This is a genomic window from Colwellia sp. MB3u-4 (genome assembly GCF_014077065.1).
Lineage (GTDB): Bacteria > Pseudomonadota > Gammaproteobacteria > Enterobacterales > Alteromonadaceae > Cognaticolwellia.
The window spans coordinates 57606-74014 of sequence record NZ_JACGVE010000070.1; the positions used below are offsets into that span (position 1 = coordinate 57606).

Annotated in this window: 9 protein-coding genes; 5 read left to right on the forward strand and 4 right to left on the reverse strand. The window is 36.4% G+C overall.

Going from position 1 to position 16409, the window contains the following annotated elements; all coding sequences use genetic code 11:
• Positions 1-418 precede the first annotated feature (418 nt).
• The 4 genes from H4J61_RS05115 to H4J61_RS05130 all read right to left on the reverse strand — a co-directional run bounded on the left by H4J61_RS05115 (position 419) and on the right by H4J61_RS05130 (position 6680).
• Positions 419-1969, reverse strand: a complete 1551-nt coding sequence (locus H4J61_RS05115) for a LytS/YhcK type 5TM receptor domain-containing protein (protein WP_182184228.1) — start codon at positions 1967-1969, stop codon at positions 419-421.
• A gap of 15 nt (positions 1970-1984) precedes the next feature.
• The gene (locus H4J61_RS05120) at positions 1985-3523 is read right to left on the reverse strand and encodes a PAS domain-containing methyl-accepting chemotaxis protein (RefSeq protein ID WP_182184234.1); all 1539 of its coding nucleotides are present in this window, start codon (positions 3521-3523) and stop codon (positions 1985-1987) included.
• Positions 3524-4657: 1134 nt separating this feature from the next.
• Complete coding sequence (locus H4J61_RS05125; protein WP_182184229.1) at positions 4658-5389, reverse strand: ABC transporter substrate-binding protein; 732 nt, start codon at positions 5387-5389, stop codon at positions 4658-4660.
• A gap of 511 nt (positions 5390-5900) precedes the next feature.
• Positions 5901-6680, reverse strand: a complete 780-nt coding sequence (locus tag H4J61_RS05130) for an ABC transporter substrate-binding protein (protein WP_182184230.1) — start codon at positions 6678-6680, stop codon at positions 5901-5903.
• A 582-nt stretch (positions 6681-7262) separates the two neighbouring features.
• Here H4J61_RS05130 and H4J61_RS05135 point away from each other — a divergent pair.
• The 5 genes from H4J61_RS05135 to H4J61_RS05155 all read left to right on the forward strand — a co-directional run bounded on the left by H4J61_RS05135 (position 7263) and on the right by H4J61_RS05155 (position 15886).
• On the forward strand, positions 7263-8273 hold the full coding sequence (locus H4J61_RS05135; protein ID WP_182135483.1) for an IS110 family transposase: 1011 nt from the start codon (positions 7263-7265) through the stop codon (positions 8271-8273).
• Positions 8274-8721: 448 nt separating this feature from the next.
• Positions 8722-12765 (forward strand): response regulator, encoded by a 4044-nt coding sequence (locus tag H4J61_RS05140; RefSeq protein WP_182184231.1) that lies wholly within the window; start codon positions 8722-8724, stop codon positions 12763-12765.
• Positions 12762-13583 (forward strand): protein-glutamate O-methyltransferase CheR, encoded by an 822-nt coding sequence (locus H4J61_RS05145; RefSeq protein WP_182135479.1) that lies wholly within the window; start codon positions 12762-12764, stop codon positions 13581-13583. Before H4J61_RS05140 ends, H4J61_RS05145 begins: the two co-directional genes overlap by 4 nt.
• Position 13584: 1 nt before the next feature.
• Positions 13585-14157 carry a chemotaxis protein CheB gene (locus H4J61_RS05150; RefSeq protein WP_182135477.1) on the forward strand — a complete coding sequence of 191 codons (573 nt, stop codon included), beginning with the start codon at positions 13585-13587 and terminating at the stop codon, positions 14155-14157.
• Entirely contained in the window at positions 14147-15886 is a 1740-nt protein-coding gene (locus H4J61_RS05155) for an EAL domain-containing protein (RefSeq protein WP_182135475.1), read from the forward strand. The genes H4J61_RS05150 and H4J61_RS05155 overlap by 11 nt, the downstream gene beginning before the upstream one ends.
• Positions 15887-16409 lie beyond the last annotated feature (523 nt).

Here is a 16409-nt window from a genome sequence, read left to right on the forward strand (position 1 = left end):
TATTATAGAGCAACAACTCTACAAAAGTAAAGCCTTTACTCTAAAATAGTTTCTTTAGATCAAAAAAAAACAGTTTTAGCTGTGTGGATCGCAGAAAATAATGAGATCTGCGACAGAAAATGAGATTGAGACGCTTTATGCAATATTCACTATGGCCACTTTGCTGACCTAAATTAGTCCTGAAAATTAGGCAAGTTTATGTTCACTTAGATACGGACGTTCCCCGCAGATATAAATATGAATTCTTTGACTATAAATATTACCAATTAATCGAATAACCTGACTAGCAAAAATGCCACCATTGCAATCGTTCGGAGGTTACATAATTAGTTTTCAGGAAGACGTTAATTATTGCTTGCATTGCAAACACTGTCAGGCCGTTTAGTGCCATTAGCCACCGCTGGGAACTACTTAGTCGTTAGATATCATTAAATTTATCCCTAATAGCTAAAAACTCATCTAAATTGTCAAAAAATATATCAATTAACTTGGGATCGAAGTGCTTTCCTTTCTCATCTTTAAATAGGTTGAATATTTTTTCTTCATCCCATGCTTTTTTATAGCAACGTTCGCTACCAAGAGCATCAAACACATCGGCCAATGCCGTTATACGCCCGTATATATGTATATTTTCGCCACTAAGACCTTGCGGGTAGCCACTACCATCATATTTCTCATGATGTTCATAAGCTACGATAGCTGCCGTTTTTAGAAGTGGTCTTGATGAGTCCATTAGCATATCACGACCGATCTGCGCATGTGTCTGCATGATTATCCATTCTTCAGCATCAAGTTTACCTGGCTTATTTAAGATCGCATCGGGTATGCCTACTTTTCCAATATCATGCATTGGACTTGCCTGCTTGATAAGCTCTGCTTCATCTTCACCTAAACCAGAATGAAGAGCCAACAACTTTGAATACTCAGCAACCCTTCTTACGTGATTGCCTGTCTCTTTGCTACGAGTTTCACCAATTTCCCCCATCCTGAAAATAACTTCACGCTGCGTTTCTTCTATTTCTTCGTGGAGTTGTTCGATTTCTTTTCTATCTGTAATATCGAATCTTGTGCCTATATATCCAATATGCTTTCCATCAGAATCGAATTCAGGTTCTAATTGTGACTCTACCCAATAATGCCCCCCACATTTCTTTTTATTTTTCAATGTAATGTGGAAACTCTTTTTTTGCTGTATTGTTTTCCATAAGTTTTCAAATACTGATGAAGGCGTATCTGGATGCCTTACGATACTATGTGACTGTCCCACCAACTCATTCAATTTGAAACCACTTATGTCACAAAATGCTTTGCTAGCATGCGTTATTTTTCCTGTTAAATCTGTTTTTGAAAAAATAACATTCCTATCAAAATCATCGAGTGTTTTACTCAATGCCTGCTCTGTATTAATACGGTCTTCAACGTCTTTTAAAAGCATGCCTAGGAATGCTGTAGCGGGTGTAAAAACAAGAATGAGCGGAAAAGCAATCAATGACACTAACCCCACAACAACATCTGCTGGTAGCTGAGTAATAAATAGTATTTCGACAACGTGCACCAAAAGGCCAAATAACAGGAGCTGTATGATGTTAACTTTCATCAAGCCTTTATGAACACAATAACGATAGCCTAAACCAAGGCAGGTAGATGCGATAACGACTGCAACACCAACATAAACGCCCCCACCACCAAGAAATAACCGATACCCTCCGGTAAGGGCAGCAGCAATAACTGAAACGACGGGGCCACCGAATAAGCCCGCCATACTCAGGACTACCGTACGGGGGTCGAAAATGACTCCTGGGATAATTTCAATCGGCAGCATCATGCCTATAATGCAAATCCCTCCAAAAATCCCCCCTGACACTACTTGTTTTATCAGTCCATTTTTTTTTATAAAACGAACGGAAAAGCTTTGTAATAAACAAAGTGACATTAGTAGAGCCGCAGCCTTGATGAGTTCAATTATCATAAGTGTAAAGGTTTCTTATTTAAAGGTTGTACTTAATTTTCCTATATCTTCAGCACTTTTATTTACAGCTATTCCATAGTTATTCACTTGCGAAGCAAGTATGGTGTTTTTCTTAGAAAGATCATCTATGGTATAAACACTATGCGTTATTTGATTGGCAACAACACTTTGCTCTTCAGCCGCCGTTGCAATTTGAGCTGTCATATCGCTAACATCATTAACATTGCCAATAATATTTTCCATGGCTTGTTTTATTTTAGTGCTATCTTCAGAGCATTCTTCGGCATTAGCTTTACTAGCAAGCATCACCTGACTCCAATTTTCTAACGTTTTTTGTAATTCCGTTACTGAGCTTTGGATCTGAACGGTTGCTCCCTGAGTCCTACTCGCAAGAGTTCTTACTTCATCGGCAACAACAGCAAAACCTCGACCCTGTTCACCCGCTCTTGCAGCTTCAATTGCAGCATTTAAGGCAAGTAAATTTGTTTGATCCGCAATTCCCTGAATTTCAGACATGATCGTTGAAATTTTATTGACATCGGTTACCAATTCAAGCGCATTGCTGGCCGCTTTTTCAACATCATCCGCCAAACAATTAATTTTGTTTTGGCTGATTTCGATAACATTGATATTTTCCCGACATTCGTTTTTTACGATTAAAACTTTGTCATGTGTCTGATTGGTATTTAAACTGACTTCAGCAATCGTCGCACTCATTTCAGTGATGGCGGTTGCAAATTGTGCAAGATGTGAGTTCTCTTCTTCTATACTTTCGAGCATTTCTATTGAAGAGTACTGTAATTCAGTAGCAAGCCTTACCAGTTCCTGTCCGGAATCATGACTTCGTCCTAGTATTGTTCTTATCCGAGCTTTATATAATTCGAGAGGGTAAGCGATAATACCCAATGCTCCCTTTCCCGAGAAAATTAGACGTGACGGACTATCAAATAGTTTTTTCGTGGTCGTGACATAATTTGGAAAGGTGAACAGTTCGGGTGAAAAAATAAGAGAAAGCAAAGCGATACAACTTAGCAACACGATAGATGGAACTATTGAGCTTGTATATGCCCAAACACCAAAAGATGCCAGAGTAATGAGAACAATAGCAAATAACCTTCTCATGTTAACGTTAGTCTCTAAACCTGAGACTGAATGCCCATTATTCAGAGTATCATATAGCTGTTGAGCGTTTTGTTTTTGCTCGTGACTCGGCAATGTTCTAACGGACTGATAGCCGGTAATTTTTCCATTTTCATAGACGGGGGTTATGTAGGCATCGACCCAATAGTAATCGCCATTTTTACAACGATTTTTAACCATACCTCGCCAGGAATTATCTTGTTTAAGTTTACTCCATAAATCAGCAAAAGCAGCTTTAGGCATTGATGGATGTCGAACTATATTATGATGTTGTCCAACGAGCTCATCAAGAGAGTAGCCGGCAATTTCACAGAACTCCTTATTAGCGTAAGTTATTCTTCCCTCAAGATCAGTAATAGATACTAATTGTTCATTTTCTGAGAAATTTCTTTCACTACCTGATGTATGCTTCATAACACTCAATATTAATACGCCAATAAAAAGCCAGTATTTTAGATTGATTAAAAACAACATCAAAGCTAATAATTCCATGTAAATTAAAATAAAAACTAATAATTTGATCTAGATCAACATAAGTACTAATTAGCAATTAACATTAAAGCAGGTGCAGAACATAATCTTAGATGATTCTGGTATCTCAGCAATATAAAAAGGCGGTCAACGGTTAGCCCATTGTTAATATTTCACAAAAAAAAGGGGATTTTATCATTCTAACGGGACAAATCACCTCGTACTTGACGGGGAGGATTAGTGCATAGCCTTTGATTAGTAACGACCGCTGTTGGCTAGTTGAAGAAGTCTCTAATAATCACTAGCCCAATGTTAACAAAGATACGTGAGCGGACATTAGCCAGAAATACCTACTAATGTCGTCTATGCGCACCAAGAAGACCTTTGCAGTAGAACATCTCATGGAGGTTAAAAATAATTATCTAAGGCTCACTAATGCCACAAAGCCGACTTAATATTGAAACAAAAAATCAGCCCTTTAAGGACTGCTTAGTGCCATAAGGGACCGTTCATAGCTTACTGCTTATCTATGTAAAGGCTTTACCCAGCAACTATTTTTTCACCCCAGAGGGCACAGAGACTAAAGATGTATAGGGATGACTTGTAACAGTATTCAGCTATCTTCAACAGATGCTAAACGTAAACGATATATTCAACGCAACCACACTCGATACTGCCTATTGATGGTTGTGTAAGCAGCGGCGTAACTTTCCCGCCAATGCAGACATCTGGCATCTGCGTTTTCATTGGCACAGAATTCGACGGGAACTGCTGCAAACACTAGGTGTTTAACGCATCAAAAATAAAATAAATTCTATTTTTCAACAAACCTGACCCCGCAGGTTCGCAAATAAAGTGGGTAATTAAACACACGAAATGTAGCAAAAATCAGGTCAATTGAAGCTGTAATTCAACACTACGATTAATAGCCGAAATTAACATTTTATGAGTGAGTAGAATCAGTACCAAAGGCTATAAGCCAAAAATAGTCGTTGTGGTCGACATCATAATGGGATTATTGACCACTGTGCTGAGTAAAATTAAGAAGCCCTGCATGGTAATCATATCGAATGGCTGCTATTGGAGGGGTAAATCTAAGTTAGTAAATTCCGCTTTCAACTTTTCAATCAATTTTGCATCAGTACCAAGACTTGCCGCTAGGTAGAATTCTTCTGATAATTTTTTAAAAACATAAAGTGTTTTGAAGTCTGAATTAGCGCACCCTGTATTTTGACAGTAGAACTCAATAATCTGTTGGTTGGAGGGAATTGTTTCAATCCGACCCTTTTCCAGCATTCGCATAGTCGACATTGTGGATACAATTTCAACTAACTCTTTACCGTATTCAAAGCCATTATTATTCAAAAATGTGGCAACTGCGTCCTGTCGCTTCACGCCAATTTGAGTATTTTTAAGTTCAGAAAGGGTTTCAACGGGCTGTAACTCACTATCTTTTAATGTAATCAGTTCGGTGCGTACCTGTGCTACTTTACCAATCCAAATAAATTTATCTTCACGTTCGGACGTTCTCACCAAGGAAAATATAATCGTATTAGGTCGCACCAACGCAACTTGATGAGCGCGCGCCCAAGACATCACCTCTATAGTGCTTTCCGGTAAGACTGTCTTCATTAGTTTTTGAATTTCAATTGCAACAAGACCACCGATCAGTTTGTTATCTTTACTAATTTGATAGGGAGGTAAATGCTCAGTAACAATGAGGACATCCAAATCAGCAATATTAGCCTTACTATGAAAAGCTAAGATTATACATACAGCACCTAATGTTCTTTTTAAAATTGAAAGCATAGTTATTAAGCCTTTAGAGATTATCTGCATTGGATGAAAAGCAATGTCACTATATTTATTCTATTCAAAAGAATGCCGAACAAAAAGAATAAAACACAATTTCGAGTATAGGTAAAATAAAACGTCATTTTTCCTAAAATCAAAATACATAATGCCTTATATTTTCCATATTGACATTTATTTCATATTCTTAAGGGAGTGAAAGTCGGTTATTTTTTGTCAATTAACCAACTGTTTCTACTTAATTCAGGATTCAAGACAAGCGCCTCCCGCTGTTGTGCAAACCAGTTTTGCTTATGATGATGAACTGCTTTTATTCAAACAGACTTATCTGAGGCGGTGCTGAATTTTCGCCGCTATTTTCGGCGTTAGATATCTGCTTTCAGCGCGAAGTTGGTGTTTAGACGATTGAGAAACGAACCACCCCACCGACCGCTGAAAGCTCATTACTGTCGTTTATATTCGATTTTTAATCGTTAACTATAAACGGGCAACGGAAAATTATAGTAATTTAAATTTGGTTTTGCCAATCAGATACACCGTATTTTTCTAAAATAGTGCTCAAAATTCCCTTACGGCGAATTAGGGTAAGTCCATCATCAATACTATTAATGACTTCAGGAAGAATTGTTGGAGAGTAACCTAAAAATAAAGGTACAAAACCACCTTCACTACGAGCATATATTAGATCAACAATATTATTTTTATTCACTTCATATTGAATATTATATCTATAATCAAGAAGCGCCGAAATACGTCCTTTTTGTAACATCTCAATATTTTTCGTTAAAGGAGAATCACCAGTAGCTTGAAAAATATTATCAGTATATTTAGACTTTAGACTGTTAATGTATGGACCATAGTCATACCCTTTAATTATCCCTAAAGTTTTACCTGAATTTAAAAAAGCGTCTAAATCATTAAGTTTATTAGGCGACCAATCAAGGTTTTTACTGATGTAAAAGTCATTTTGCCAACCACCAAAATACTGGTTACTACTTTGTAATTTGTGATCTGTAATGTGAGATTTTGTTACAGCTAATACAATATCTATTTCAGATCTACTAGCCATTATAAGAGAGCGTGATAGAGAAATGACTTCAATATTAACCGTCATTTTTTTTGCTGTGGCTATTTCATTTAAAACCTCAACTAAAATCCCTGGAGCTTTCTTATTATCACAGATATAGGGGCACCAAATGTCAGAAGCTATATGTAACGTCTCAGCTCGAATATTGGAATTTGAAATTAATAACAAAAAAAGTAAGTTGTAAATTTTTTTATCTAACATTTATTGACTACTCCCTTTATTAAGGTGGTTCAGCACAGCACGATAACAACAGCGAAAATAATGTTATGAACAGGTAAAGTATATTTCAACAAAGTATCAAAACTTACCCATATGGAATGAGTAAAACTATACCTTACTTTAATCAAAAACCAAGCATCAGTAAAGTGCGAGCTAAAGGGGGCGGCCTTAACTCATTAAGATCACTTTGTGCGCATAGACGACATTAGCAGGTAGTTGTGGCTAAGGTCTGCTTCAAGCTCATAGCGGTCTAAAATCACAAGTAATAATCACCTCAATTAATGGTAACTAAGATACGAAAGAAGACCTTAGCCTTGGCTTATCTAGCGACATTTTAATCGATGAAAATCAGCCCTGTGTTAGATAATAGAATTGTTCTAAATTTCATCAGAAATCTATAAAGTCTACAATTCTAATTTGATTATAAAATACCAAAGCGGACATTAGATTAATTTGATTTTCGGTATTAAATTCTATGATTCTATGGCGATTCGGGGCACATAGCGATTTATGGACTTTACTCCCTTAAGCTATGTTTTAGCTAACTATTCAGGAGAACATACAATGTTAAAATTTAATGTTATCGGTATTGATTTAGCAAAAAACGTACTTCAAATCTGTGTTATCAGCAAACATGGTGAATTAGTCAGTAATAAAATGGTCAGTCGTCAAAAATTAAAAGAGAGATTAGCCAAATCATCACCTTCGATTGTTGGTATTGAAGGTTATGTTAGTAGCCATTATTGGGGGCTGTTAGCCGAATCATTCGGTCATGATGTGCGTATCATCAGCCCTAAAAAAGTAAAAGGGTTTCTCGAAGGTCATAAAACAGATGCAAATGATGCGCTTGCTATTGCAAACGCTGCTATGCAAATAGGATTAAAATACAGTAAGCCTAAAAATGAAGAGCAACAATCACTTCAATCTCTTGAAGCTATTCGTATTTTTCTTTCTAGGAATATCACATCATTAAGTAACCACATTCGGGCAATGTTATACGAATATGGCATTGTTAGTGCTAAAGGGGCTGCTAGACTAAGAAAGGTTATTGAAGATACGTTTGAAGAAAACAATGCGCTTCCTACTTGCCTGATATCTACATTATCAATTGTGGGCACAATATCTAAACTTGAAAAAGCTAAAAACTCGATAGTTCGTCAAATAAAGCCATGCAAGCAACTGATGGCATTAGAAGGTGTCGCAGAAGTTTGTGTTGGTATGCTTTATTCTTCTATAGGTAATGGAAAACAGTTTAAAAATGGCAGAGAGGCCTCAGCCTTCGTTGGATTAACACCAAAACAATATAGCTCTGGCGGTAAAGTATTCATGATGGGTATTGATAAAAAAGGTGGGGTTAAAGAATTAAGAACCGTTTTATATCAAGTGGCTATGTCAATAGTTACACATTTGCCAGATGAACCGAAAAAAGTTAAGCAAGCCTGGCTAATTCAATTGGTAAAGCGAATCGGTATTAAGCGAACATGTCTTACGCTGGCCAATAAAACCCTTAGAACAGCTTGGGCAATGCTCAGGCATGAAAGTAAACATGAGCAACAACAATTAATTGCAGCATAATAATTCAGCATAAACGTTAAGACCAACCTATTAAAACCTGTCTATCTCGAAAGTCATAAAGACTGCCATAGCAAAAAGAATAATAGGTGCGCAAACATCATAGGCTAGAGAATAGCTCTCTCAATAATAAGCCGTATATACGACGGCATCTTACTTGGTAAGACTTACTTGACATATCGCACTTCTAGTGCTAAAGATACATTTAGATGTCTGATTTAAAATAGAATAAATAGATGTCTGATTTAAAATAGAATAAATTCTTAATATAATAGTAGTTTATGGATCACAAAGTTTCAGGCTGAATTCACTTTCTTGAACAATAATTTAATCACAGGTGCCTTTTTTCTTATTAGGCATAGTTATCTTTAAGCGAAAAATACGGTTTTCTGCCGGTAACGTGCCAACTAACCTGTATTCAATGACGAACAAATAATATTTGAGGTTCATGATGCGTATAACTATTCGATTTAAACTCCTTGTCAGTTTTGTTTTATTTTCCATGCTATTAGTTTTTTCAGCTTATTACGGTGTTAATTCATTACATGAAGTTAATAACGGTTTTAACGCTCAAAAAATTAAACTTGCGGCGCGTATAAATCAAGGAGTAATTGCAGTATCACGCGCTGAAAAAAATATTATATTATCAATAGATACCGATGAGATTGATGAGTATATCGATTTTATTCGCTTTACCACCGAAGATATGGAACAACGTCGTCAGTTGTTACGTAGCTTAGTTGATGATGAAAGTAATGTATTACTCGATAAGTTTTCTAAAACCTGGGGGGGGTACTTAAGAATAAGCAATAAAATAAACAACTTAGGAAGGGTTAACGCTAATACACATGCCAGAGAACTATCACAAGGCGAAGCACGGGAAGCATTCGATCGCGCCGCATTAGCAGCACAAAAAATTGCCGATTCAAATGAGTTAGAAGCCGTTGCCGCCAAAGAGATTGAAATATTAAGAAAAGTTGTTGTTAAAATAAAACTAGGTACTCAATTAGCCTTAGCCTTAACCGAAATGCAACGGGCAGAAAAAAACTTTATTTTGGCTAAAACACAAAAAGAAATGCAAGAATATATCGCTACCGGTAAATTACGAAAAGAAGAAGTCAGTAATTTATTTGAAGTATTAAAACCTTTATTAACAGAAGAAGGACGATTACTAGGTAATCGTTTTATTCAATCCTATAACGATTATGAGCTGTTATATAACAAAGTTCAAGAATTAACCCTCCTTAATACCAATGCCAAAGCGTACAATTTATCTACTGGTAAAGGGCGTCAATTAAATGATTTAGCACAAAAGCAAATGGCTGCCATTGTTGAAAAGGCGGAATCGGACTTAGATGCCGACAAAGCCGCTAACGACCAGCGCATTGAAGATGCTCGCAACTTCCTCATTACCTTAACCCTCATTAGCCTTATTATTATCGTTTTTATCGCACTCTTTTTAACCAATACCATTAACAGTTCATTATCTGATGCCATCATTTATTTAAAAAGTATCGCCAAAGGGGATTTAACTTCTAGCCTTGAAAAAAAGCGTGATGATGAAATTGGTGAATTAATTGACAACATCAATGCTATTAACGTCTCTCTACAAGAAGTTAACGAAACCACCAATAACATTGCCAACGGCAATTATGATCAAAAAATCGTGGAACGTAGTACTCATGATGTGCTTTCCCAGTCTTTAAATGTTATGAGCAAAAGGCTAGCCTCTATCACCTTAAAAAACAGTGATAATGAATGGTTAGCTCAAGGGCAAATAGAGATTAATAAAGTTATTCGTGACGTCAAAAATGCCAAAGAACTCGCCGAAGCCATCATCAGCCACACCACACAATACATTAATGGCCAAGTAGGCACTTTCTATGAGCTTGCTGATGATACTGAAAATGAGCAAGATGAATTTTTCCTTACAGCCAGCTACGCTTTTACTCACCGTAAAGGCGACAATAATCGCATTACAATAGGGGAGGGTTTATTAGGGCAAGCTGCTTTTGAGAAAAAAATATTATCGATCACTCATCTACCGGAGCATTACACCCGTATAAATTCATCTCTGGGTGACACCTTACCCAGTAATGCGTTATTGATCCCATTACTTATTGCTAACAAGGTCGTAGGCGTCATTGAAATAGCGGCTGTTACCGAGTTTACTTCATCACACCTGAAATATTGTGAAGTGATAGCTCAAGCTATCGCGGCGGGTTTACAGGCGCGTAAAGGTAAAGACAGAATTGATAACTTACTAGCAGATGCACAAAGCCAAACTGAAGAGTTAGCATCACAATCGGAAGAATTAAGGGCGACTAATGAGCAGCTTGAAGAGAAAAATTCAGCGTTAGATCAACAGAAAAAAGATTTACAAAAACAAGCGGAGGATATCGCCGAGAAAGCCGCTGCCATTGAAGTTAGCAGCAAATATAAGTCTGAATTTCTCGCCAATATGTCTCATGAATTACGCACCCCGCTAAATAGTTTTTTATTACTGTCTAAAGCATTGAGTGATAATCCCAAAGGCAACCTGGATGAGGAGCAACTTGAAGATATCAAGATTATTTATGAAGGCGGTACAGATTTACTGCATTTAATAAATGACATTATGGATTTATCTAAGGTTGAGGCCGGCAAGTTAACACTTCAAAATGAGGAAGTTACATTAGATCACATCTGTAAAAACCTACAGAATTTATTTTCCCCAAGTGCAAAAGATAAAGCATTAGCCTTCACTGTGACACGAGACGATGACGCGCCGGCAACGATTATTTCGGATCAGCAACGCTTAGAGCAAATATTAAAAAACTTTTTATCAAATGCTTTTAAGTTTACCCCTTCAGGTACTATTGAATTTACCATTAAGAATGTTCCCAATAATGTTCGTTTTTTACATGCTAACTTACAGCCAACGAGTGCAGTGGCACTTTCAGTAACTGATACAGGCATCGGTATTGCTGCTAATAAACAACGCGAAATATTTGAAGCCTTCCAACAAGCTGATGGTTCAACCAGCAGAAAATATGGCGGCACTGGTTTAGGTTTAACCATTTCTAAAGAATTAGCACACCTGCTTGGTGGTGAAATACAACTCAGTAGTATTCCAGGGCAAGGCTCTACTTTCACCTTATATTTACCTATTGCTAATGCTGCACTGTCGAATACGACAGAGCACACGATAAACAACTACACCACACCCTCTTTGGTAAATGAACCAATAATTGAAATACAACAAAGTCTTATAGAGACCACCCCCATTAATAACGTTGAAAGCCTCATGGGGGATGATAGTCATAACATCAGTGAAGGTGATAATGTTATTTTGATTATTGAAGATGATGAAGCATTTGCTAAAACCTTATTAAAAATGGTGCGCGGTTATGGTTATAAAGGCCTCGTAGCCACTGATGGTAGAAATGGCTTGTATAAAGCGTTTGAATATAAACCTAAAGGCATATTTCTTGATCTGGGTTTACCTGACTTATCCGGTAAAGAGGTATTGGAACAATTGAAGTTCCATTTATCGACCAAACATACCCCAGTTCATATCATTACCGGTACAGAAGAAGATACCGAGCTACTGAAAATGGGCGCTCGTAGTTTTGCACAAAAGCCGGTAGACGCAGACGATATAGAAAAATTACTACAAGATATTGAATATATCAATTCCGGGGAAATACGAAAAATTCTCATCATCGAAGATGACGAGAATAGTAGGCACGCCATTAGCCAACTCATTGAAAACAAGGGCATTAAAACATCTAGCATTAATAGCGGTAATGGCGCCCTTACATACCTTCATGATAATGAGGTTGACTGTATTATTCTTGATTTAGGCTTACCCGATATCAGTGGTTTTGATTTTTTAGACATATTAGCTGATAACCTTAGTATTAAAAAGACCCCTGTTATTGTCTTTACTGGCGCAGAACTCGATGATGAGCAGCGCAGTCAACTTAACAAACACTCGGTTAGTTTAATTTTAAAAGATGCGGCTTCACCAGATAAACTATTAGATGAAGCCTTAATGTTTATGCATAGTATGAGTAAAGATTTATCCTCTACCCAGAAAAAATCCATCTACAATATTCATGATGAAAGCAAGCTACTAACCGGGCGAAAAGTATTACTGGTTGATGATGATATACGCAATACTTTTGCTTTATCAAAAAACTTGCAACGATTAGGCTTAACCATTTATGAAGCTGACAATGGCCAAACCGCACTGAATAAATTAGTCCAGCATAATGATATTGAACTAATATTAATGGATATTATGATGCCAGTGATGGACGGCTATGAGGCAATGAAAAAAATAAGACAAGACCCCCTTTATAAAGATGTGCCTATTATAGCCTTAACAGCTAAAGCCATGCCGCAAGATCGCGCCAAATGCATTCAAGCAGGGGCAACTGACTACCTCACTAAACCGATTGATTTTGACAAGTTATGTTCCATGTTAAAAGTCTGGTTATTTAAAAAATGAACCCGCATGATATAGAAGAATTTGAGTTAGATACCATACTTGACTTAATTGATAAATGTTACGGTTACAATTTTAAGGATTACTCGCGTGCGAGTATTAAACGAAGAATTCAAAACCTCGCTAGCGCCTGTAATTGCGAGCATATTTCTGAGTTGATACCTAAAGTATTATATCAAGATAACTTTTTGGATAAATTCCTAAAAGGTATGTCGGTCACAGTAACTGATATGTTTCGTGACCCATGGGTTTTTAAGATATTTAAAGAAAAAATCATTCCGCAGTTGCGTATTCACCCACAAATTAATATCTGGCATGCCGGCTGTGCTACTGGTGAAGAAGTTTACTCCATGGCAATATTACTTAAAGAAGAAGGTCTACTTAAATATTCTCGTATTTACGCCACAGACTTTAACAATCATTCTTTGGATATTGCTAAAAAAGGCATTTATCCACTTGAAAAGATGCAACGTTATAGTAAAAATTACCTAGATGCGGGGGGTAAATATTCGTTATCAGAATATTACGATGTTAAATACGATGTAGCCAAATTTAGTCGTGAATTAACTGAACGCATTACTTTTAGTCATCATAATATGGGGGTTGATCAAGCATTTGGTGAAATGAATCTAATAATATGCCGCAATGTACTGATATATTTTAATAAAACCTTACAAAACCGCGTATTTACCTTGTTTTATGACAGTTTAATGCCGAGAGGGGTTTTACTATTAGGTGATAAAGAAAGTATTGATTATTCGGAAATAAATTCTAAACTTACTGCGGTTTCTAGTAAAGCAAGAATTTATCAAGTGAGATAACATGAACAACTACGAAGCTATTGTTATTGGTGTTTCTGCTGGAGGTTTACACGCATTAAATCGTATTTTACCTCACTTTGATCAATCGTTAAAAACCCCTGTCATTATTGTACAACATCGACAAGACGAGCACGAAAATATGTTATCAAACCTGTTAAATAACATGACTACAACGCAAGTAAAAGACGTTGAGTTTAATGAAGTGATTAAACCACAAACCATTTATGTTGCCCCATCAGGATACCACCTGCAAATAGAGGCAGATAAAAGCTTTTCACTATCACGTGATCCTAAAGTGGAATATTCCCGTCCCTCTATTGATGTGTTGTTTGAAAGTGCTGCCGATGTTTTTAAAAATAAATTAATTGCCGTTATTCTTACCGGTGCCAATTATGATGGGAGTAATGGTTTAAAGAAAGTTAGAGAATTACGCGGACTAGCCATAGTAGAAAACCCCGCTACCGCAGGGTTTTCTACCATGCCTGAGCGAGCAATAACAATTGCAGGAGCCGATCACGTGTTATCGATTGATAAAATTGGTCAATACCTTAAGGAATGTTGCAATGGTCCATAACATTGATGGCAAGGCACAAGCGCCACGACCAAATTTGCTTGTTGTAGATGACAACCCTAAAAATTTGCATTCAACTAAACGTATATTACAAGAATTAGAAATCAATATTATTACGGTCGAGTCTGGTGAAGACGCGTTAAAAGCGGTGGTAAACCACAGTTTTTTCTTAATTTTAATGGATGTAAACTTACCTAATATGAGCGGCTTTGAAGCCGTGACCTGCATACATTCAAATGATAACTATAAACACATACCCGTTATATTCCTTACGGCGGTTAATAAGGATGAAATTTTTGTAAAACAGGGATACGATACTGGGGCGGTAGACTACCTAATAAAACCCATTTCATCACATATATTAATCAGTAAAGTAAAAATATTTCTAGATTTGAATGCCGCCCACGATGAAATGTATCGATTAGCGACAACTGATACCTTAACTAAATTACCTAACCGAGCTCACTTTCAAAGTTACGAATTATCGGTACTTAATTCGGCGGTTCGAAATAAAAGTATCTTTGCCATTTTATTTTTAGATCTTGATAATTTTAAAGAAATCAACGATACCTTAGGTCATGATGCGGGTGACATATTATTAAAATCTGTTGCTAATAATATAAAGGATTGCTTGCGTAATAGTGATATTGTTGCACGTATGGGCGGGGATGAATTTGCCATTATTTTGTCAACGATTACTTGTTCTGAAGATGCCGGAGTCGTCGCCCAAGAAATATTAAAGAAAATTAATGTTATTACTAAATATCTTGATGATGAAATACGAACGACAGCCAGCATAGGTATTGCCACTTACCCTAGCTGCGGTGAAAGCTGTGCTGAATTAAATAAATCAGCAGATATCGCCATGTATAAAGCCAAAGAAGCTCGTAATGGTTTTCAGTTTTATAATGCTGAAATGCAGAAGAAAATGTTGATGCGTTTATCGATAGTACAAGGTTTACACCATGCTATTGAAAATAATGAATTTGAATTGCATTACCAACCTAAGGTCGATGTTAAATCCAATGTCATTATAGGAATGGAAGCGTTATTACGCTGGAACAGTGCGAAAATAGGAGTCATAGGTCCAGATAAGTTTATTCCTATCGCAGAAGATACCGGGCAAATTATCACTATCGGCAATTGGGTATTGAAACAGGCTATTGAGCAAGCTGTACTTTGGAATAAAAATAATGCACCTCACTTACAAAAATCAATGGCGGTAAACGTTTCGGTAAAACAATTAACAAGTAAAGACTTTATTAATACTCTCAAAAAAAACCTAACAAGTTCAGGGCTTGCACCAAGTTTACTCGAGCTTGAGGTGACAGAAACAGCATTGATGGAAAACAAAGAATATGCCACTACATTATTAAACGACATTCATGAGTTAGGCGTTAAAATTTCGATTGATGACTTCGGTACGGGTTATTCTTCACTGAGTTATTTACAAAAATTGCCTATTGATACCATCAAGATAGATCTCTCTTTTGTTAGAGCGATTAATACTGATAAAGGTACCGATTTAATTATCAAAGCAATCATTGATTTAGCACATACTCTAGGGATGATTGTTATCGCTGAGGGTGTTGAAAACTTAAATCAAGTTCAGTTCTTAACCCAGCTTGGTTGTGATGTATTTCAAGGATATTATTTTGGCAAACCGAAACCCGAAAATCGATATGATGCTATTAACTTAACCGATATTACTAATCTAAATAGTGCGATATAAGTCGCTTAAAATAGGAGAGGAATTTCTTGTATTAGCTATGTATCATCAAAATCCTTGTCACTTACCTTAAATGAATTCATGAAGTTGAATGAACAAATACCGTTTATTTTACCTCCTCAAAACAGTCATAAACCTTATGTTTTTAATTAGAGAGTAATCTTTTGCTAATATAAACCTACCTTTGTATGGTGCTATGGGGCGTTAGTGCCTTAGACTTAATACTCTATATTTATTCAAAACTTAAATAATTCCAATGTCTGCTTTGGGGATTTGAGATCTAACGCCATGCAAAAGTTTTAGTCATAATTTTAGTTGTGAATGGATGTGAATTTTGAATGAAAAAGGAAGTTTTAGAATCTCTGATCTGCTGTTATTAACTCAAAAACTAATGTCAGGTAATGGCTCAGCCTGTGTGAAAACGTTTTGATCACTTTTTCGAATAAGCACCGAATACTTATGATCAATCAATCTCAAAACAAGATAATAAATCACTCTATATTTGCTATAATATTCATTAGGTTAA

Bases quoted from the DNA above. Each gene is read 5' to 3' on its own strand.
- H4J61_RS05145 (WP_182135479.1), top strand. From the start codon at position 12,762: ATGAACCCGCATGATATAGAAGAATTTGAGTTAGATACCATACTTGAC.
- H4J61_RS05135 (WP_182135483.1), top strand. From the start codon at position 7,263: ATGTTAAAATTTAATGTTATCGGTATTGATTTAGCAAAAAACGTACTT.
- H4J61_RS05140 (WP_182184231.1), top strand. From the start codon at position 8,722: ATGCGTATAACTATTCGATTTAAACTCCTTGTCAGTTTTGTTTTATTT.
- H4J61_RS05125 (WP_182184229.1), bottom strand. From the start codon at position 5,389: ATGCTTTCAATTTTAAAAAGAACATTAGGTGCTGTATGTATAATCTTA.
- H4J61_RS05155 (WP_182135475.1), top strand. From the start codon at position 14,147: ATGGTCCATAACATTGATGGCAAGGCACAAGCGCCACGACCAAATTTG.
- H4J61_RS05150 (WP_182135477.1), top strand. From the start codon at position 13,585: ATGAACAACTACGAAGCTATTGTTATTGGTGTTTCTGCTGGAGGTTTA.
- H4J61_RS05115 (WP_182184228.1), bottom strand. From the start codon at position 1,969: ATGATAATTGAACTCATCAAGGCTGCGGCTCTACTAATGTCACTTTGT.
- H4J61_RS05120 (WP_182184234.1), bottom strand. From the start codon at position 3,523: ATGAAGCATACATCAGGTAGTGAAAGAAATTTCTCAGAAAATGAACAA.
- H4J61_RS05130 (WP_182184230.1), bottom strand. From the start codon at position 6,680: ATGTTAGATAAAAAAATTTACAACTTACTTTTTTTGTTATTAATTTCA.